The following is an 18,851-nucleotide window of genomic DNA, read 5'->3' on the forward strand; positions in this document are numbered from 1 at the left end:
CTGCCCTTTCAGAACACACCACCTTCGGCGCGAACCCGCACGGCCGGAGGCAGAACGTGCTGAACGTCCAGCCGGCGATCCCGATCGGCGTCGGTGAGGTCAATCTGCTCAACCGGACCATCGTGCCGCTCGACTGGCAGCCCGACGTGACGCGCGGCACCGGCGGCACCTTCGGCCTGGGCGACGTGCAGCACTGGGCGCGCTCGTCAGCAACGCCTTCTCGCTCGCCGGCGACTTTGACACGCCCTACGTGAACCAGATGCTGCTCCAGCCCTTTGTCAATTACAACTTCGGGGCGACGGGCTGGTATCTGGTCTCGGCGCCAATCATGACCGCCAACTGGCGGGCGCCCGACGATCAGCGCTGGCTCGTCCCCGTCGGGGGCGGCTTCGGCACGGTGTTCAGGTGGGCACCCAGCCGATCAACGCCTCGCTGCAGGGCCACTACAACGCCGAGCGACCCAGCGCGGTCGGCGACACCACGCTGCGCGTTCAGGTGCAGCTCCTGTTCCCGACCGGCTAGCCGCTGCCGCAACGCAGCCAGAGGAGGTCGACGTGATTCGACGACGAGAGAGCACGAAAGCCTGCGCGACCACCGCGACCTTGATTTCGCTCACTGCAACGTGCCTGTGCGTGACGCGCGGCGCGGTGGCCGCGGAAGCCCCGAAGCCGGCGACGGAGTCGACCAAGGCGGCCAACGCCGCGCTGCTCAAGGAGCTGCCGTTCGCCGACAAGACGCCGTTCGAACTCGCGCACAAGGGCTTCATCGCGCCGCTGCCGCAAGAGGTCATCAAGGGCGAGGGCGGCCTCATCTGGGACCCCGCGAAGTACGACTTCATCAAGGAGGGCGAGTCGGCTCCCGATACCGTCAATCCAAGTCTCTGGCGGCAGTCTCAGCTCATCAACGTCTCGGGCCTCTTCGAGGTCACCGACGGGATCTACCAGGTCCGCAACCAAGACCTGTCGAACATGACGATCGTCGAGGGCAAGAGCGGCATCACGATCTTCGATCCGCTGGTCTCGGCGGAAACCGCCAAGGCGGCGCTGGACCTGTACTACCAGCACCGGCCGAAGAAGCCCGTGGTCGCCGTGATCTACACGCACAGCCACGTGGATCACTACGGCGGCGTGCGCGGCGTGGTGGACCAAGCCGACGTCTCGTCCGGCAAGGTCAAGGTCTACGCGCCCGCGGGCTTCCTCGAGGCGGCGGTGGCCGAGAACGTGATGGCCGGCACCGCAATGAGCAGGCGGGCGAGCTACATGTACGGCAACCTGCTGCCGCCGAGCGCGACCGGTCAGGTGGGCGCGGGACTCGGCACCACGACGTCGGCCGGAACGGTCACGCTGATCCGCCCGACCGACACCATCGCGAAGACCGGCGAGACGCGCGTCATCGACGGCTTGACCTACGAGTTCCTCTACGCGCCGGGAACCGAAGCTCCCGCCGAGATGCTGTTCTTCATCAAGGAGAAGCAGGCCATCAACGCCGCCGAGGACTCGACGCACACCCTGCACAACACCTACTCGCTGCGCGGCGCCAAGATCCGCGACCCGCTCGCGTGGTCGAAGTTCCTGAACCAGGCGCTGAGCATGTGGGGCGATCAAGCCGAGGTCATGTTCGCGATGCACCACTGGCCCGTCTGGGGCAGCGACGCGATCAAGCAGCACCTCGGCCTGCAGCGCGACATGTACCGCTACATCAACGACGAGACGCTGCGGCTCGCGAACCAGGGCTACACGATGGTCGAGATCGCGGAGCAGATCGAGCTACCGGAGGCGATCGCACGGCACTTCTCGAACCGCGGCTACTATGGATCGGTGAACCACGACGTGAAGGCGACCTACGTGCTCTACCTCGGGTGGTTCATCGGCAATCCCGCGACGCTGCACACGCTGCCGCCGGTGGAGGCGTCGAGACGCTACGTCGAGATGATGGGCGGCGCCGACGCGCTGCTGCAGAAGGCGCGCGAGTACTACGACAAGGGCGAGTACCGCTGGGTCGCGGAGGTCGTGAACCACGCGGTCTTCGCCGACCCGAACGATCAGGCCGCGAAGAACCTGCAGGCCAACGCGCTCGAGCAGATGGGCTACCAGGCCGAGAGCGGCCCCTGGCGCAACTTCTACTTGACGGGCGCCAAGGAGCTGCGGGAAGGCGTCGCGAAGCTACCGGTCCCGCAGACGGCGAGCCCGGACACGGTGCGCGCGATGGACCTCGACCTGTTCTTCGACTTCCTCGCCATGCGGCTGAACGGCCCGAAGGCGCAGGGGAAGCAGATCGTCCTCAACCTGAGCTTCCCCGACATCGAGGAAAAGTACGTCCTCGAGATGGTGAACGGCGTCCTGAACCACACCCAGGGCAAGCAGGCGGCGAACGCCGACGCGACGGTCACGCTGTCGCGCGACACGCTCAACGAGATCGTGCTTCAGCAGACCACGCTGAAGGACGCGGTCGCCAAGGGCGACGTCAAGATCGACGGCAGCGAGGGCAAGCTCGAGGAGATGCTCGCCAACCTCGACACCTTCGACTTCTGGTTCAACATCGTGACGCCGTAGACGCGTCGGCGCATCCACAGGGCTCGGCCGCGGCCGCCGACGCCGTCAGCGCTCACGATGCGGTCACGAGCGGCGCGCCGGACACGCGTGCGTGAACGGTGCGCCGCTCGTCGTCTTCGCGGCTTACTTGCCGTCCTTGGTGGCGAGCATCTCCATCATGTCGACGCAGCGGGTCGCGTAGCCGGCCTCGTTGTCGTACCAGCTCACCACCTTGAAGAAGCGGCTGTTGAGCTCGATGCCGGCGCCGGCGTCGAAGATGCTCGAGTGCCGATCGCCGATGAAGTCCGAGGAAACGACCTCCTCCTCGGTGTAGGCGAGGATGCCGCGCAGCGGGCCCTCCGCCGCCTTCTTCATCGCCGCGTTGATCTCCTTGAGGCTCGTGTCCTTGCTCGTGCGGAACGTCAGGTCGACGACCGAGACGTCGGCGGTCGGGACGCGGAACGCCATGCCGGTGAGCTTGCCCTTGAGCTCGGGGATGCAGAGCGTCACCGCCTTCGCCGCGCCGGTGCTCGCCGGGATGATGTTCTGGTAGGCGTTGCGGCCGCCGCGCCAGTCCTTCTTGCTCGGCCCGTCCTGCGTCGGCTGCGTCGCCGTCACGGCGTGCACGGTGGTCATCAAGCCTTCCTCGATGCCGAAGTTGTCGTGCAGCACCTTGGCGACCGGCGCGAGGCAGTTGGTCGTGCAGCTCGCGTTGCTGATCACGGTGTGCTTCGCGGGGTCGTACTTGTCGTGGTTGACGCCGAGGCAGAAGGTCGGCACCTCCTCGGGCGTGCTCTTGGTCGGCGCCGAGATCACGACGCGCCGGGCGCCCGCGGAAAGGTGCAGCTTGGCGTGCTCGAGATCCGTGAACAGGCCGGTCGACTCGAGGACGTAGTCGACGCCGAGGTCCTTCCAGGGCAGCTTCCCGGGGTCACGCTCGGAGAGCGTCTTGGTGGTCTTGCCGTTGACGGTGAAGCTGTTCTCGGTCGCCGAGACCTCGGCAGGCTTGCCGTTGAGCATCAGCCGCCGGTGCATCGTGTCGTACTGCAGGAGGTAGGCGAGGTTGTCGGCCGGGACGAGGTCGTTGACCGCCACCACCTCGATGCCGCGCTCCGCCGCGACGCGGTAGAAAAGCCGGCCGATACGGCCGAAGCCGTTGATGCCAATACGGATCGCCATGCGCTCTTCCCTCCTGAAATGGGGCCGGGTCCGGCCGTCCGGTGCGGGATCTCGTTCTACGATAGGGCGTCGCGCCCTGGTTCTCAATGGCCGAATTGGCACGCTCGTCGGACGCGCGGCGCCCTCCGGCGCGCGGCGCGACCGTGCCCGGCGCGTCCGTCCGCGCGCGCCGGCTGCGCGGGTGCGCAAGCGTGCTGCGATGCGATATAGCGCGCCCGTGCTCTCCGACAGCCGAAGCTTCGTCGCCCGCCGCCTCGCGGGCGCACGTGAGGACGCGCAGCGCATCGCCCGCGAGCTCGAGCGGGCGGGACACCTCGCCCCGGACCTCGCGGCGCGCTTGACGGGCGCCGTCGACGCCGCCATCGAGCGCGCCCGCGACCTGGTGGCGGACGCTTTGCGCGAGCCGCGCCGCCTGCTCGCGCTACTCGACGACGCGCCGCGTGACCAGGCGCGCGATCCGGGAATGGACCAGCTCGCGGCGCGCATCGCGGCGCTCGAGGACGCGGTCGCCCGCATCGAGCGCGCGCTCGCGGCGAACGGATCAGCGCCTTCGCGCGCCGAGCGCGAGCGCACCTGAAGCTCATCCGCCATGCAGCTCTCGACGCTGATCCGCATCCCGCAGACGGTGCGCAATCTGCAGCGTCTGCGCGAGATCGTCCGGGTGCTCGTCAAGTATGGCTGGGGCGACCTCGTGCCGCGCCTCGGCGTCGTCGGCTGGATCGAGCGCATGCGGCGCCGGCTGCGCGGCGAGGCGCCGGATCCGGTCGCGGAGGCGCTGACCACCGAGCAGCGCATCCGCATGGCCTTCGAGGAGCTCGGCCCGACCTTCATCAAGCTCGGCCAGGTGCTCGCGACGCGGCCCGATCTCATCCCGATGAGCCTGATCGAGGAGCTGCGTCTCCTGCAGGACCGCGTCCCGCCGTTTCCCGCCGAGCAGGCGCGGCAGGAGATCGAGCGCGAGCTCGGACGTCCGATCGGCGAGCTGTTCGCGCGCTTCGACGACGTGCCGCTCGCGGCGGCGTCGATCGCGCAGGTGCACCGCGCGACGCTGCACGACGGCACGGAGGTCGTGGTCAAGGTGCGCCGTCCCGGGCTCGAGGCGATCATCGCCAACGACCTCGACATCCTGATCGCGCTCGCCGGATTGCTCGAGGACAACCTCCCCGAGTCGCGCCAGTTCTCGCCGCGCGCGATCGCCGAGGAGTTTCGTCGCTCGATCGGACGCGAGATCGACCTCACGCGCGAGGCGCGCAACATCGAGCGCTTCGCGCGCAACTTCCGCGGCGACCCCGGCGTCAAGGTGCTGAAGAACTACCCCGAGCTGTCGAGCCGCGCCGTGCTGACGATGGAGTACATCGACGGCATCAAGGCGTCGGACGTCGAGGCGCTCGAGGCGGCCGGCATCGACCGCTCGGCGCTCGCCCGGCGCGGCGTCGAGTTCGTCGTCAAGCAAGTCTTCCAGCACGGCTTCTTCCACGCCGACCCACACCCCGGGAACATCTTCATCCTGCGCGACGGCCGCATCGCGCCGATCGACATGGGCATGATGGGCGTCCTCGACCGCGACATGCGCGACGCCCTGCTCGAGCTGATGACCGGCATCCTGCTCGGCGACGCGGGCAAGATCGTGGCGCTGTTCCAGCGGCTCGCGCTGGTCGACGAGCGCGCCGACCTCGCGGGGCTGCGCCGCGACGCCCAGGAGATGCTCGACGCCTACAAGGAGCTGCCGCTCGAAGAGGTCGACATCGGCGCGTTCATCGCCGAGCTGTTCGACGTGCTGGCACGCCACCAGGTGCAGGTGCCGCCCGAGCTGCTCTTGACTGGCAAGGCGCTCGCGACCGTCGAGGGGCTCGCGCGCATCCTCGATCCGCGCCTCGACCCGATGCAGGCGATGCGCCCGCTCGTGCTGCGCTACTACCTCGAGCGCCTCGCCGACCCACGCTTCCTCGCCCGCGACGCGATTCGCGCCGGCGAGGAGACCGTCACGCTGCTCGCGCGCCTGCCGCGCGAGCTGACCGCGATTCTCGCGAGCCTGCGCAGCGGACGCTTCAAGGTCGTGACCGAGCTCGAGGGCCACGACCGCGCGATCCTCGAGCGCGCGCGCGGCGCGAACCGACTCGCGCTGAGCCTGATGGTGAGCGCGCTGATCGTCGGCTCGGCGACGCTGCTCGCCGCGGGCGGCGGGCCGAGCATCCTCGGCGTCCCGGCCAACGCGCTGCTCGGGATCCTCGGGCTGCTGACCGCCGGCAGCGGCTACCTGATCGTCGCCTGGGGTTTCCTACGCTCGGGAAGGTTCTGAAGGTCTGGGGAGAGAGCCGCGGGCGCGCGGCGGGAAAGCTTCCCCCGCCGCGCGCCCCGGAGCACGGAGCTCAGCCCTTGCAGGAGAGCTTCGCGGCGTCGACGCGGCAGTTGGCTGCCGTCCCTTGCCGCGGGATGCCGTAGTCGAGCTCGAGCGTCAGCGGCCCGACCTGCGGCGCGCCGATGTCGAGCTGACGCAGCTTGATGTCGAGGCGGTAGGTGCCCGCGACCTTGCCCTGCGGCGCGAACGAGATCTGGTACGTCTTCGCCGCGTCCTTGCAGAGGATCCGCCCGCGCGGGTTGCTCGTGCAGGTGTCGGCGTCGACGTCGAGCGTCACGTCGAGGTTCAGCCCGTCGGTCACCCGCAGCGAGAAGTCGGAGTTCGGATCGAGCGCGTCGTTCGGACCGAACTGCCCGGTCTGCAGGCTACCGCGGATGTTGATCCGCCCGGGCTTGCTGCGGCTGCGGAACGCGTTCGCGACCTTGATCTCGATCGGCGCCGGCTCGAGGATCGTGAAGAGCTGCACGCCGAGCGCTTGGGGCGTCACGATCGGCTGGAGAAACTCCGGACCGAAGGCGAACAGGAACCCGAAGATGTCCGTGCCCGGCCCGAGCAGCTGCTCGATGTACTCCACGAACTCCGGCGCGTTGATGTCGCAGGTCGGGAAGCCGAGCGACTCGAGGAAGGCGCCGCTGGTGCGGATCCCCGCCTCGAGCTGATCGAGGTCGAGCACCGGCTCGACGCAGGCCGCCGCGACCGCCCACAGACCGGGCGTCAAGTCGGGCACGGTCACCGAGCCCTCACCGGTGAAGGGATCGAACTGACCGAGCTCGCCGACCGGCTCCTGCGTCAGGATGTCGGCGAACGTGAAGGCGAAGCTGCGCTCGAACGCGGTCTCGGCGGCGCCGTTGAGGTTCAGCACGACGCCGAACAGCACCAGGCCCGTCATGCTGTACGCGGCCTGGTCGCAGTTCTCGAAGACGAACTCGTCCCCCGGGAAGAAGCGCGAGAAGAGCTCGCCGCTCGGACTGCCGCCGTCGTACGGCCCGGCGAGCACGGCCTCGAACTTCGCCTGGAACTCCGTCAGGTCGGTGGTGCACTGCGCGGCGACGTCGGCGACGTTCACCTGCCCGGTGACGAGGTCACCGGGAAAGCCCGACGTCGGGTCGATGCTGACTCCGAGCTGCGCGTGCGCGCTCGGCGCGCACACGAGCAGGCCTGCGACGGCCATTGCCATCCATGTGACACGAAACCGGTGCGACATCTGATGTGTCCCTCCTGTGGTCGCGCGCGCTTGCGGCGCGGCGCACGCGGGCAGTTGGGGCGAAGACACGAGGGGGGCCGCCTGGCGCGTCTTCGCTCGCGTGCTGGGCGCAGCGCGCGAACGCACGAGGAACGCGGGTGCGGGAGGGAGTCGAACCAGGACGTCGGATACCGTGCGTGAGCGTCACTGCGCCGGGTTTCGATTGTCGTCGACGGATTCGCTGGCGGCGTGCCTCGCTGCGCGAGTCGGCCTTCCGTGGACCACGCCGCCGCGCCGTTTATGCGCCCACCGCACACGGCATTCAACCGACTTTGCTCGATTGTCGCACCGTCCGACGCCGCCGCGACACGGCGACGTCGCAGATCGCGCGCGCTCCGAACCTCAGTCGTCGAAGAGGAAGTCGGTGATCACGTCGACGCGCAGGCCGGGGAAGCTCGGCGGCTCGAGGTCGTAGGTCACGGAACCGAGAACCAGCGTCCCCGGACCGTCCTCCTCGGCTCGTGCCGAGGACGGGCGGCCCGGTGCAGACGCCGGCGTGCGGCTCGTCCTCGCCCTCGGAGCCGAGCGCGTCGGTCGGACCGAAGGCGCTGTACGAGCGCAGCCCGCTCGCCTGCGGGTCGATCGAGAAGCGCCGGCGTCCGAGCGCTCCTTGCGGCAGCGGCGGCGGCTCGGGCAGCGCGAAGAACGAGAGCGGCAGGGTCACCTCGCTGATGAAGTCGAAGCCGCCGCACGGCGCGGCGACGCAGCCCTCGGCGCCCGAGCAGGACGGCGTCACTCGTCGCCGGTCGCGCTCGTCTCCTCGCAAGAACGGAAACAGCGGCTCGCCGCCGTCGGGGAAGTAGACGTTGCCGGTCACCGTGCCGTCGTCGGCGTTGCGCGTGATCGGCCAGCGCGCGCCGTCGACGTCCTTGCTGATCAGCGTGCGCTCGCCGTCGGGCGTCGCCTGGATTCCCGAGCCGCGCACGCCGCCGAGCACCCCCGTCGGCGCCGCGACGGCGAGCGCCGCCGCGCCGAGCGCGGTGAGCGACAGACCTGCGAGCACCAGCCTCGAACGACGCGTGGCGACCTCCTCGGCGCGGACGCGCACTCGCGAAGAGCCACCGCGACCCTTCGCGGGCGGCGCTGCGCCAAGCCGTCCAACAAGAAATCGACGCCTCGAACGGAGACGATGCGACCGCTAGGCCATGTACGGTCGAGCTGTCGATGACCTTCTCGCGACCGGATTCGAGCTGCTGCCGATCGGTCGTTGCGCGTCCGTCGTCCTGCCCGTTCGATCGCACGCTTGACGCCCGCCGAGGATCGCCGTTGACCGGGCCCCTGCTTTGCACCAAAGATCGGCCCGATGGCCGCCGTGCCAGAAGCTCGCGACGCCGGCGAACGTCGGTGGCGAGGGTTCGTCGACGCGAGCGCCCGCCTCGCGGGGGATGCGGAGCCCGCGGACGTCTTCTCGGCCATCCTCGACGCCGTCATCTCGCTCCTCGACCTCGAGGCGGCGAGCATCGGGCTGGTCGACCCGACCGGGTCGCGCGTGCGCTTCGTGCTGTCGCGCGGCCCCGCGAAGCTCGACGAGTTCGAGGTCGAGACCGGCGTCGGCATCGCGGGCTGGGTCGCGAAGCACGGCGAGGGCGTGCTGGTCAACGACGTGTCGCGCGACCCGCGCTTCTTCAAGGGCATCGACGAGCGCACCGGCTTTCGCACGCGCGCGATCCTGTGCGCGCCGCTGCGCTTCGGCGGCAGGATCCTCGGCATCATCGAGGCGATCAATCCGCAGCGCGCGGACGGCTTCACCGACTCGGACCTCGATCTGCTGACGGCATTCGGCGGCGTCGCCGCGAGCGCGCTCGAGCGCGCGCGGACGATGTCGGCGCTGCGCGGCTCGAACGCCGAGCTGCGCGCCGCGGCGGGCGAGCGCTACAAGCTCGTGCTCGGTCCGAGCGGCGCGATGCAGAGCGTGCTCGAGCTCGCGCGCACGGCGGCGGAGTCGTCGAGCACGGTGCTGCTGCTCGGCGAGTCCGGCACCGGCAAGGAAGTCGTCGCTCGCGCGGTCCACCAGTGGAGCGCGCGCGCGAGCGGACCGTTCGTCGCCGTCAACTGCACGGCGCTCAGTCCGGAGCTGCTCGAGAGCGAGCTCTTCGGCCACGAGCGCGGCTCCTTCACCGGCGCCGTCGCGCAGCGCAAGGGACGCTTCGAGATCGCCGACGGCGGCACGCTGTTCCTCGACGAGATCGGCGACCTCGCGCCGTCCCTGCAGGCGAAGCTGCTGCGCGTGCTGCAGGACCGCGAGTTCCAGCGCGTCGGCGGCGAGAAGACGATCCGCGTCGACGTGCGCATCGTCGCCGCGACCAACCGCGACCTGCGCGAGGCGGTGCGCTCGCGCACCTTCCGCGAGGACCTCTACTACCGGCTGAACGTCATCACGATCGACCTGCCGCCGCTGCGCGAGCGCATGGAGGACGTGCCCGGGCTCGTCGAGCACTTCGTGCAGCACTTCTGCCGCGAAATGAAGCGTCCGCTGCTCGAGGTGTCGCCCGAGGCGCTCGCCTGCCTGTGCGCGTACTCGTGGCCGGGCAACGTGCGCGAGCTGCAGAACGCGGTCGAGCGCGCGATCGTGCTGTCGAAGGGTCCGCAGATCCGCGTCGCCGACCTGCCGCGCGACATCCGCGAGCCCTTCCCCTCGCCGGCGACCAACGGCGGCGGCGACGGCGTGCCCGACGACCTCGAGCTGCGCGCCGCGATCGACACCTTCACGCGGCTGCGGATCCAGCGCACGCTCGACGCGGCGGGCGGCAGCCAGACCGAAGCGGCGCGACGGCTCGGCCTGCCCCAGTCGAACCTGTCCCGCTTGATGAAGCGCCTCGGGCTCCGATGAGCCCCGCCACGCGGTATCGGCTGGTCTGCGTCGCGGCCGGCCTCGCAGCCGCGTGGATCCCGTTCCTGCTGCACGGCCCGATCCCGGAGAAGCTCGCGCGCGTGCGTCTCAACGGACCGGTCGCGGTGTGGGGCTGGTACGTGGCGCGCATGCTGATCGGCATCGTGGTCGCGGCGGCGACGTGGCCGCGACCATGGTGGCTGCGCGGCGCGCTCTTTGGCGCGCTGGTCATGCTGCCGCCGGCGATCGTGTCGCTCGCCACACCGGGCTGCGGACCGGACTGCGCGAGCCTGAACGTCGGCACCGGCGCGCTGGTCGGCGTGCTCGCTGGCGGCGGCGCGCGGCTCGTGACCGGACGGGACCACGCATGAGCCCGCGCACGCTCGACCGCCGCCGCGCGACCGTGCTGTTCGCCGACATCGTCGGCTTCACGCCGCTCTGCGAGCGCGCCGGCGTCGAGCACGCGTACGCGATCGTCACCGGCTGCCTGAAGCTGCTCGACGGCGTCGCGCGGCGTCACGGCGGCGTCGTCGACAAGTACCTCGGCGACGCGCTGATGGCGGTGTTCGGCATCCCGGCGCCGCTCGACAACTCGTCCGCGGCCGCGCTCGCCGCGGCGCTCGAGATGCAGCGCACGGTCGAGGCGTACAACCGTCAAGTACAATCGCCGGTGGCGCTCGCGCTGAAGGCCGGTGTCAACAGCGGCATGATGACGGCCGGCGATCTGCGCGGCGCGGTGGTACGCGAGTTCCACGTCATGGGCGACGCGGTGAACGTCGCCGCGCGTCTCAAGGAGCGCGCGCCGGCGGGCTGCGTCTTCGTCGGCGGCGACGCCGCAGACGACGCGCGCGCGCTGTTCGCCTTCACGCCGATGGCGCCGCTCGCGCTGAAGGGCAAGTCGACGAGCGTCGCGGCGTACGAGGCGCACGCCGCGCCCGACGACACCGAGTCTGCCTGGCCGCGCGCGACGGTGTTCACGCCGCGCGTCGGGCGGACGGACGAGCTCGGCGCGCTGCGCGCGGCGCTGCGCGAGCTCGAAGGCGGCGTGGGCGGCGTCGTGACGCTCGTCGGCGAGGTCGGCTCCGGCAAGACGCGTCTCCTGCACGAGCTCGGCGATGAGCTCGCCGCGGAGCGTGCGGAAGGCGGCTCGCTCGCGCTGCGCGCAGCGCGCACGCTCGCCGCCGCCCACGCGACGCTCGCGAGCACGGCCGGTCCGCTCGCGCTGGCGCTCGACGAGCCGCAGCCGCCGCTCGAGGACGACGCGCTGACGGGACTGTGCGAGGCGGCGACCGCTCATCCGGCGCTGCTGCTGGTCGCGACGCGCGACGAGACGACCGCCGTGCGCGTCGCCCGCGCCGCGGCGCGCGCCGGCGCGCGCCACCGAGAGCTTCCGCTCGCAGCGCTCTCCGACGACGAAGCGCGCGAGCTCCTCGCGCACGTCGAGGCCGGCTCGTCGCTCGACGACGCCGCACGCGGGCTCGTCCTCGAGCGTGCGCGCGGCCATCCGCTGCGCCTGATCTTCGGCGCGCTGGTCGCGCCGGCGCTCGAGTTCGAGCGTCGTCAGGAAGGTGACGTCGAGCGCAGCGGCGAGGCCGAGCGTCGCCGAGCGACCGTGCTCTTCGCCGACATCTCGGGCTTCACCGCGCTCTCCGAGCGTCTCGACCCGGCGGAGGCGTACGACGCGGTGACCGGCTGCCTGCGCCTTCTGCACGCGACCGCCGAGAAGTGGGGCGGCACCGTCGACAAGTATCTCGGCGACGCCATCATGGCGACGTTCGGCGTGCCGGTCGCGATCGAGGACGCGCCGTGCGCCGCGGTCAACGCGGCGATCGAGATGCGCCGCAACGTCCGCGCCTACAACGAGCGCCGCGCGCTGGTGACGCCGCTCGACGTGCACATCGGCATCGACACCGGGCTCGGCATCGCCGGCGAGGTGAGCGGTCCGCTGGTGCGCGAGTTCGCGCTGATGGGCGAGTCGGTCGGACGCGCGTCGCGCCTCACCTCGCTCGCGCCGAACGGCCGCATCTACCTCGGCCGCGAGACCGTGCTCGCGACGCGCGACCGCTTCGAGGTGCGGCGGGTCGAGCCCACGGACGGCGACCATTCCTCCGCAAGCGCGCCAACGGACGAAGCCTACGAGCTGCTGTCGGAAGACGTGCGCGTGCACCGTCCGCGTCTCGGGCGCGGCGAGACGCTGTTCGCGGAGCTGATCGGCCGCGAGCGGGAGCTCGAGTGGCTTCGCGCCGCGGTCGACGACGTCGCGACGGGTCGCGGCTCGGTGCTCGCGCTGTTCGGCGAGCCCGGCATCGGCAAGTCACGCCTGCTCGACGAGCTGCGCTCGCACGCCCGGACGCTCGGCGTGCGCTGCCTCGAGGCACGCTCGCTCGCGATCGGCGCGCCCTTGCGCTTCCACCCGTTCGTCGACCTGCTGCAGGCCTTCGCCGGGATCGAGCGCGGCGACGACGACGAGGCCGCGCTCGCGAAGCTGCGCGCCGCGAGCCGCGCGGTGCGCGGCGAGGCCGCGGACGAGCTGCTGCCGTTTCTCGCCGTCGTGCTGGCGCTGCGCTTGCCGCCGGAGCTGCAAGCGCGCGTCGACGCGGTGAAGGGCGACGCGCTCGACCGGCTCGTGCTGCGCGCGGTGCGCGAGCTGCTCGAGGGCATCGCCGCGACGACGGCGCTCGCGGTGGTGTTCGAGGATCTGCACTGGGCGGATCGCTCGTCGGTCGAGATGCTCGCGAGCCTCGTGCGCGTGACGCTCGACGCTCCGATCCTGCTCGCGTTCGCCGCGCGCCCGGGCTTCGCCGACAGCGCCGACGCGGTCGCGTCGGTCGCGCAGGAAGTCGTCGGCGAGCGCTTCCGACGCGTCGACCTCGAGCCGCTCGACCGCTCGAGCGTGCGCCGTCTGCTCGCCGGCCTGTTCGCGCACGGCGAGCTGCCGCGCGCGCTGCGCGAGCGACTCGAGGGCAACGCCGCCGGCAGCCCGCTGTTCCTCGAAGAGGTCGTGCGCACCCTCGTCGAGCAGGGCGTGCTCGAACCTTCCGGCGACAAGCTGCAGGTCGCAGCGGCGCTCGACGACGTCGTCGTTCCGGGCACCGTGCAGGAGGTCATCCTATCGCGCGTCGATCGGCTCGATCCGAGCGCGAAGCAGGCGCTGCAGATCGCGGCGGTCATCGGGCGCGGCTTCCCGCGACGTCTGCTCGAAGCAGTGGCAGGCAATCGTGAGGGCGTGACGGACGCGCTGCAGCGTCTCTTCGACGCGCAGCTCCTCGTCGACCGCACGCGCGAGGGACGCAGCGAGCTCGCCGTCAAGCACCCGATGATCCAGGAGGTCGCCTACGACGCGATCCTGCAGACGCGCCGTGAGGAGCTGCACCGCGCCGTCGCCGCGGCGCTCGAAGCCGAGGGCGACGCGAGCGATCCGGCGCGGCACGGGCTCCTCGCCTACCACTGGGGCCGCGGACGCGACGTCGAGCGCGCCGAGGAGCACCTGCTGCGCGCGGGCGACGACGCCGCGCGCGCGTCGGCGTCCGCGGAAGCGGTGTACTTCTTCGAGGAGGCTTCGCGCCTCTACCTCGAGCGTCACGGCGGCGGTGGCGACCCGGCGAAGCTCGTCGCGCTCGAGAAGAAGCTCGCGACCGCGTACTTCTACCGCGGGCGTCTGGTCGAGGCCGCGGAGCAGTTCAACCGCGCGCTCGGCCGCCTCGGCGTGCACGTGCCGCGCAGCCGCGGCGACCTCGAGCTGAGCCTCGTGCGCTCGCTGCTCGCGTCGCTGCCGCCGCTCTACCTGCCGGTCGGACGGCGACGCCCCGCGGCGAGCGCGCGCGACCTCGAGATCCTCGAGCTGATGCTCGACCGCGCGCGCGCCCAGACCACCGGCGACCCGACGCGCTTCGTCGTCGACACGATGGAGGCGCTGCGGCGCTTGACGCGGCTCGATCCCGCCAGCGTGCCCGGCGCCTGCTCGCTGCTCGCGAGCACCGCGGGGCTGTTCGCCTACAGCGGGATCTCGTTCGACGTCAGCGCGCGCTTCCTGCGCCTCGCCGAGCGCTACCTCGACCCGGACGATCCGAGCGAGGTGCTGGTGTTCCAGATGATGCGCTTCACGCACGCGTTCCTCGCCGGCGACTGGTCGCGCGAGCTCGAGATCGACGCGGCGCTGCTCGCCGGCGGCGTCGCACGCGGTCAGCTCTGGGACGTCGCGACCCACCTCGGGCTCGAAGGCACGAAGCTCGTCCTGCAGGGACGCTTCGCCGAAGCCGAGGAGCGCGTCGCGCGCATCGCCGACATCGAGCAGCGCTACGACTACGACCTCGCGAGCTCGAATCGGCACAGCGTCTGCACCACGCTGCGGCTCGAGCAGCGCCGCCTGCCCGAGGCGCTGCGCGCAGCGGAGACCTACGTCGTCGAGCACGACGAGCCGCTGCTCAACGTGATCGCGCTCGGCATGAAGGCCAAGGTGGAGGTCCTGCTCGACGACCTCGGCGCGGCTGCCGCGACGCTCGCCGACGCGGACGCGCTGATCGCGCGCCTCGGACGCGTGCCGCCGCTGCACCGCGCGCACTGCGCGCGCTCGCACGCGCTGCTCGATCTGGCGTGCGCCGAGCGCGCGTCCAGTATGTCTCGTTCGCACGCGCTCTCCGACGCTCGCCGCAGCGTGCGGCGCGCGGTGCGCCTCGCGCTGCGGGTCGCCTGGCTCCGTCCCGAGGTGTTCCGCCACGCCGGCACCTGCTGCTGGCTGGTCGGGCAGCGGCGCCGCGCGCTGCGCTGGTGGGAGCGCTCGCTCGAAGCGGCGGACCGGCTCGCTGCCGGCGCCGAGCACGCGCGCACGCAGGTCGAGATCGCGCAGCGTCTGCTCGCCGCCGGGCGCGCGGGAGACGTGGTCGGCGGACGCAGCGCGCGCCAGCACCTGATCGACGCGCGGCGCTGCTTCGAGGTCCTCGGTCTCGAGCAAGAGCTCGCGACCATCGGCAGCGCGGCATGACGGGACGCTCGGCGCTCCCGTGCACGCTGCTGTCGGCGGCCTGCTACGGGCTCGCCTTCCCGCCGCTCGGCTGGCACCTCGTCGCCTGGGTCACGCTGGCGCCGTTCTTCCTCGCGCTGCGCGGCGCCGGCGTGCTGCGCGTGATCGGGCTCGGCGTCGTCTGGGGCGTCGTCGCGGCGTACTCGGTCGGCACCTGGATGCCGGTCGCGGTGACGCGCTACTACGCGCAGCCGGCGTCGGTCGGGGTCGCGGTCTTCCTGATCTGCGCGCTCGTCACCGTCGCGCCGTACACCGTGCTGTTCGCGCTCCTCTACCGGCGGGTCGCGCGCTACGGCGGTGCCGCGGGCGTGCTGCTCGGCGCCGCCGCGTGGACCGCGTCCGAGCTGCTGCGTGCGGTGTCGCCAGCGGGCAATCCGTGGGCGCTCGTCGGCTACGCGCTGGTGCCGGCGCCACCGCTCGTGCAGATCGCGGAGGTCACCGGGGTGTTCGGCGTGTGCTTCGCCGTCGCCGCCGTCAATGCCGCGCTCGCGCAGCTCGTCGCGATGCGCCGTGAGCTCGACGCGCGGACGCGTGCGGCGGAGCGTGCGGGCGCGCGACGCGGGCTACTCGCCGCGGCCGGCGTCGTCGCGCTCGTGCTGGCCTACGGTGCGGCGCGCTCGCTCGGCACCGCTGACGGGGCAACAGCCGTCGTCGCTGCGGACGACGGCGCGCCCGTGCCGGTCGCGGTCATCCAGGGCAACCTCGATCTGGGCTCGCAATGGCGGCCCGAGCTCTACGGCGAGAACCTGGAAGCGTACCTGCGCTCGACCGACGCGGCGCTCGCGCGCCGTCCCGCGCGTCTCGTCGTCTGGCCGGAGAACGCGCTGACCTTCTTCCTCGAGGACGAGCCCGCCTACCGGCGCGCGATCGCGCGCGTGCTCGCGGCGCACGACGCCGTGCTGCTCACCGGCGGGCCGCGCGTCGCGCCCGGCGCGAGCCCGCGCGAGCCGCGCTATCTCAATGCGGCATTCGTCTTGACGCCCGCCGGGGAAGTCCACGCGGTGTACGAGAAGCAGTACCTCGTGCCGTTCGCGGAGTACTTTCCGCTGCCGGCGCAGGGCGCGCTGCGGCGACGCTTCGGGCGCGTGCGCGAGTTCAGCGTCGGCGCGCGGCACGACCCGCTGCCGACGCCCGCCGGCGCGGCCGGCGTGCTGATCTGCAACGAGGCGCTGTACGGCGACGTCGCGCGCGACCGCGTACGGCGCGGCGCCGAGCTGCTCGTCAACCTGAGCAACGACGGCTGGGTGGGCGCGGAGCGCTACGCGGCGATCGTGTTCGAGATGTCGCGCCTGCGCGCGATCGAGACGCGGCGCTGGCTCGTGCGCTCGTCGACCTCGGGACCGTCGGCGCTGATCGACCCGCGCGGCCGCGTCGTCGCGTACGCGGCGCTCGACGAGCGGTCCGCGATCGACGCGGACGTCGTGCCACGACGCGAGCTCACGCCGTACGTGCGCTTCGGTGACCTCTTCGGCTGGGCGTGCGCCGTGGTCGCGCTCGCCGCGGCGGTGCGCCGTGCTTGACGCGCGCGCGGCGCTCGCGCGCCACGCGGAGCGTCTCGCGGCGGCGGGCGCCGCGCTGACCGTGCAGGTGCCTGGGAGCGAGCCGCTCACGATCGGCGCGCCGCCGCCGCGCGCCGTCGTCACCTTCCGCAGCGAGGAGCCGCTGCGCGCGCTCGCGCGCGGCGACCACTTGGGGCTCGCCGAAGCCTACCTGCGCGGCGACATCGACGTCGACGGCTCGCTGCTCGAGGTGATGAAGGTCACCGAGACCTTGACGCTCGACGCCTCGCTGCTCGACCGCGCGCGCCTCGCCCTGCGTCTCCTCGTGCGCGACCGCCTCGCCTACGACCGCGAGTCGATCGCGTTTCACTACGACCGCCCGGCGGAGTTCTTTTTGCCCTGGCTCGACCGCTGGCGCTGCTACTCGCACGGCCTCTACGCGCGCGACGACGAGCCGATCGCGGACGCGATGGCGCGCAAGATGCAGACCGCGATCGACGCGCTCGGGCTCGAGCCCGGCATGGAGGTGCTCGACATGGGCGGCGGCTGGGGCTGCTTCGTCGAGTACGCCGGGCTGCAGGGAATTCGCGTGCGCTCGATCACGATCTCCGAGGCGCAGCACCGCTTCGTGAGCGCGCTGATCGAGCGGCTGCGCCTGCCGTGCACGAGCGAGCTCGTCCATCTGCGCGTCTTCCGTCCCGCGCGCCCGTTCGACGGCGCGGTGTTCATGGGCACGCTCGAGCACAACCCGGAGTACGAACGCGTCGCGGCGTTCCTCGCCCGCCACCTCGCGCCGCACGCGCGCGTGTGGGCCGACTTCTGCGCGCAGCGCACCGACTTCGCGATCGGACGCTTCATGAAGCGACACATCTGGCCGGGACCGATCACCTACGTGAACCCGGCGCGGCTCGTGCGCGCGCTGCTCACGCACGGCTTCAACGTGCACGAGATGCGCGACGACACGCTGAGCTACGCCTGCACGGTGCGCGACTGGGCGGACGCGCTCGAAGCGCACCGAGCACAGCTCGCGCGCGACTTCGGCGAGAGCACGGTGCGCGCGTTCCTGCTCTTCCTGCGCGGCTCGCAGCACTTCCTCGCGACCAACCGCACGCAGGCCTACCACGTCGTCGCGGGACGCGATCCCGCGCCGCTCGCGAGCGAGCGTGCGCCGACCTTCGCCTCGCGGCGCGGCTCGTAGAGCGCGACGTCGCCGCTCTCCGGCACCGCATGGCAGTCGCGAATCGCTTCACGCAGGGCGACGAGCAGCGCCCGGCGGTCCTCGCGGTAGCTCTCGCCGAGCAGCGGACGCACGGCCCGCGCCGCCTCGCGCAGGCGATAGTGCGGGATCGTCGGAAAGAGGTGGTGCACGACGTGGCAGCCGGCGTCGTGGTGCAGCCACTCGAGAGCGCCGTAGCGCCGGTCGAGGGTCGAGAGCGCGCCGCGCGCGAAGCTCCACGCAGCACCGCGGTACCACGGCACGCCCGGCGCGGTGTGGTGCAGCAGCGTCACGAGGTCGATCCAGACGACGAAGACGAGCCACGGCCCGACGTACCAGCGCACGAGCGCACCTGGACCCGCGACGACCGCGAACGCCACGAGCAACGCGCCGAACGCCGCGCACGCCGCGACGCTCAGCGCGACGCGCGCCCGCTCGCCGTCGCGGAACAGCGCCCCGCGCGGCGCGAAGTGCGAGCCCACGCGGCCCGGCGAGCGCCGCACGAGGTAGAACGGAAAGGCGACGAGCGGCAGCCGGAAGCGCAGCAGGCGGACGTACCAGGGCAACGACGCGATCTGCGTCGCGGTCAGCGGCACCCAGGTCTCGTCGCGCTCGACGTCGCCGACGTGGCGGTGGTGGATGCGGTGGCTGATCCGCCAGGCGTGGTACGGGACGAGGAGCGGCGTGTGCGTCAGGTGGCCGACGAGCCCGTTGAGCCAGCGCCGGCGCGAGAACGCGCCGTGCCCGCAGTCGTGGCCGAGGACGAACAGCGCCCAGAGCATCGTGCCCTGTGCAAGCCAATAGAGCGGCGCGGTCCACGCGGGCGCGCGCCAGGCGAGCGCGTAGAGCGTCGCGAGCAGCGCGACGTCGAACGCCAGGTGCGCGAGCGAGCGCGCGGTCGACGGCGCGAAGCAGCGCGTGGGCACCGCGGCCCGCAGCTCGCGCAGCGGCACCGTCGCCGGCTCGTTTCGCAC

The 18,851-nt window shown here is 71.8% G+C and carries 13 protein-coding genes; 9 read left to right on the top strand and 4 right to left on the bottom strand.

The features are described 5' to 3' along the window. The first annotated feature begins 56 nt into the window (after positions 1-56). Positions 57-254, top strand: a complete 198-nt coding sequence (locus tag VIS07_09980; protein HEY8515827.1) for a hypothetical protein — start codon at positions 57-59, stop codon at positions 252-254. A 378-nt stretch (positions 255-632) separates the two neighbouring features. Then, positions 633-2,552, top strand: coding sequence for an alkyl sulfatase dimerization domain-containing protein (locus VIS07_09985; protein HEY8515828.1), 1,920 nt, complete (start codon positions 633-635; stop codon positions 2,550-2,552). A gap of 123 nt (positions 2,553-2,675) precedes the next feature. Here VIS07_09985 and gap read toward each other — a convergent pair whose 3' ends face one another. Next, positions 2,676-3,710, bottom strand: a complete 1,035-nt coding sequence (gap, locus tag VIS07_09990; GenBank protein HEY8515829.1) for a type I glyceraldehyde-3-phosphate dehydrogenase — start codon at positions 3,708-3,710, stop codon at positions 2,676-2,678. Between gap and VIS07_09995 the strand changes: the two genes are divergently transcribed. Both VIS07_09995 and VIS07_10000 read left to right on the top strand, forming a co-directional pair. After that, positions 3,691-4,287: a hypothetical protein gene (locus VIS07_09995; GenBank protein HEY8515830.1), complete on the top strand. Its 597-nt coding sequence runs from the start codon at positions 3,691-3,693 to the stop codon at positions 4,285-4,287. The genes gap and VIS07_09995 overlap by 20 nt on opposite strands. 12 nt (positions 4,288-4,299) lie before the next feature. Continuing rightward, positions 4,300-6,009, top strand: a complete 1,710-nt coding sequence (locus VIS07_10000; protein ID HEY8515831.1) for an AarF/UbiB family protein — start codon at positions 4,300-4,302, stop codon at positions 6,007-6,009. A 70-nt stretch (positions 6,010-6,079) separates the two neighbouring features. Here VIS07_10000 and VIS07_10005 read toward each other — a convergent pair whose 3' ends face one another. Then, on the bottom strand, positions 6,080-7,240 hold the full coding sequence (locus tag VIS07_10005; GenBank protein HEY8515832.1) for a hypothetical protein: 1,161 nt from the start codon (positions 7,238-7,240) through the stop codon (positions 6,080-6,082). 334 nt (positions 7,241-7,574) lie between these two features. Next, positions 7,575-8,315: a hypothetical protein gene (locus VIS07_10010; protein ID HEY8515833.1), complete on the bottom strand. Its 741-nt coding sequence runs from the start codon at positions 8,313-8,315 to the stop codon at positions 7,575-7,577. A 300-nt stretch (positions 8,316-8,615) separates the two neighbouring features. On the opposite strand from VIS07_10010, the gene VIS07_10015 reads away from it, so the two are divergent. Genes VIS07_10015 through VIS07_10035 form a run of 5 tightly spaced genes read left to right on the top strand, consistent with a single transcriptional unit; the run spans position 8,616 to position 17,859 of the window. Further along, positions 8,616-10,142 carry a sigma 54-interacting transcriptional regulator gene (locus VIS07_10015; protein HEY8515834.1) on the top strand — a complete coding sequence of 509 codons (1,527 nt, stop codon included), beginning with the start codon at positions 8,616-8,618 and terminating at the stop codon, positions 10,140-10,142. Then, a complete protein-coding gene (locus VIS07_10020) occupies positions 10,139-10,513 on the top strand; it encodes a hypothetical protein (GenBank protein HEY8515835.1) in 375 nt (124 codons plus the stop codon). The genes VIS07_10015 and VIS07_10020 overlap by 4 nt, the downstream gene beginning before the upstream one ends. After that, the gene (locus tag VIS07_10025) at positions 10,510-15,123 is read left to right on the top strand and encodes an adenylate/guanylate cyclase domain-containing protein (GenBank protein HEY8515836.1); all 4,614 of its coding nucleotides are present in this window, start codon (positions 10,510-10,512) and stop codon (positions 15,121-15,123) included. Before VIS07_10020 ends, VIS07_10025 begins: the two co-directional genes overlap by 4 nt. Continuing rightward, positions 15,120-16,682 (top strand): apolipoprotein N-acyltransferase, encoded by a 1,563-nt coding sequence (gene lnt, locus VIS07_10030; GenBank protein ID HEY8515837.1) that lies wholly within the window; start codon positions 15,120-15,122, stop codon positions 16,680-16,682. The genes VIS07_10025 and lnt overlap by 4 nt, the downstream gene beginning before the upstream one ends. After that, on the top strand, positions 16,675-17,859 hold the full coding sequence (locus VIS07_10035) for a class I SAM-dependent methyltransferase (protein ID HEY8515838.1): 1,185 nt from the start codon (positions 16,675-16,677) through the stop codon (positions 17,857-17,859). Before lnt ends, VIS07_10035 begins: the two co-directional genes overlap by 8 nt. Here the strand turns inward: VIS07_10035 and VIS07_10040 are convergent. After that, positions 17,778-18,851 carry a fatty acid desaturase gene (locus VIS07_10040; protein HEY8515839.1) on the bottom strand — a complete coding sequence of 358 codons (1,074 nt, stop codon included), beginning with the start codon at positions 18,849-18,851 and terminating at the stop codon, positions 17,778-17,780. The two genes, VIS07_10035 and VIS07_10040, sit on opposite strands and share 82 nt — an antisense overlap.

This window comes from Candidatus Binatia bacterium, assembly GCA_036563615.1.
In the GTDB taxonomy this organism is placed as follows: domain Bacteria; phylum Desulfobacterota; class Binatia; order UBA12015; family UBA12015; genus DATCMB01.

Excerpts from the sequence above, each read along its gene's own strand:
- VIS07_09995 (HEY8515830.1), top strand. The coding sequence starts at position 3,691 with ATGCCAATACGGATCGCCATGCGCTCTTCCCTCCTGAAATGGGGCCGG.
- gap (HEY8515829.1), bottom strand. The coding sequence starts at position 3,710 with ATGGCGATCCGTATTGGCATCAACGGCTTCGGCCGTATCGGCCGGCTT.
- VIS07_10000 (HEY8515831.1), top strand. The coding sequence starts at position 4,300 with ATGCAGCTCTCGACGCTGATCCGCATCCCGCAGACGGTGCGCAATCTG.
- VIS07_10005 (HEY8515832.1), bottom strand. The coding sequence starts at position 7,240 with ATGGCCGTCGCAGGCCTGCTCGTGTGCGCGCCGAGCGCGCACGCGCAG.
- VIS07_10015 (HEY8515834.1), top strand. The coding sequence starts at position 8,616 with ATGGCCGCCGTGCCAGAAGCTCGCGACGCCGGCGAACGTCGGTGGCGA.
- VIS07_10020 (HEY8515835.1), top strand. The coding sequence starts at position 10,139 with ATGAGCCCCGCCACGCGGTATCGGCTGGTCTGCGTCGCGGCCGGCCTC.
- VIS07_10025 (HEY8515836.1), top strand. The coding sequence starts at position 10,510 with ATGAGCCCGCGCACGCTCGACCGCCGCCGCGCGACCGTGCTGTTCGCC.
- lnt (HEY8515837.1), top strand. The coding sequence starts at position 15,120 with ATGACGGGACGCTCGGCGCTCCCGTGCACGCTGCTGTCGGCGGCCTGC.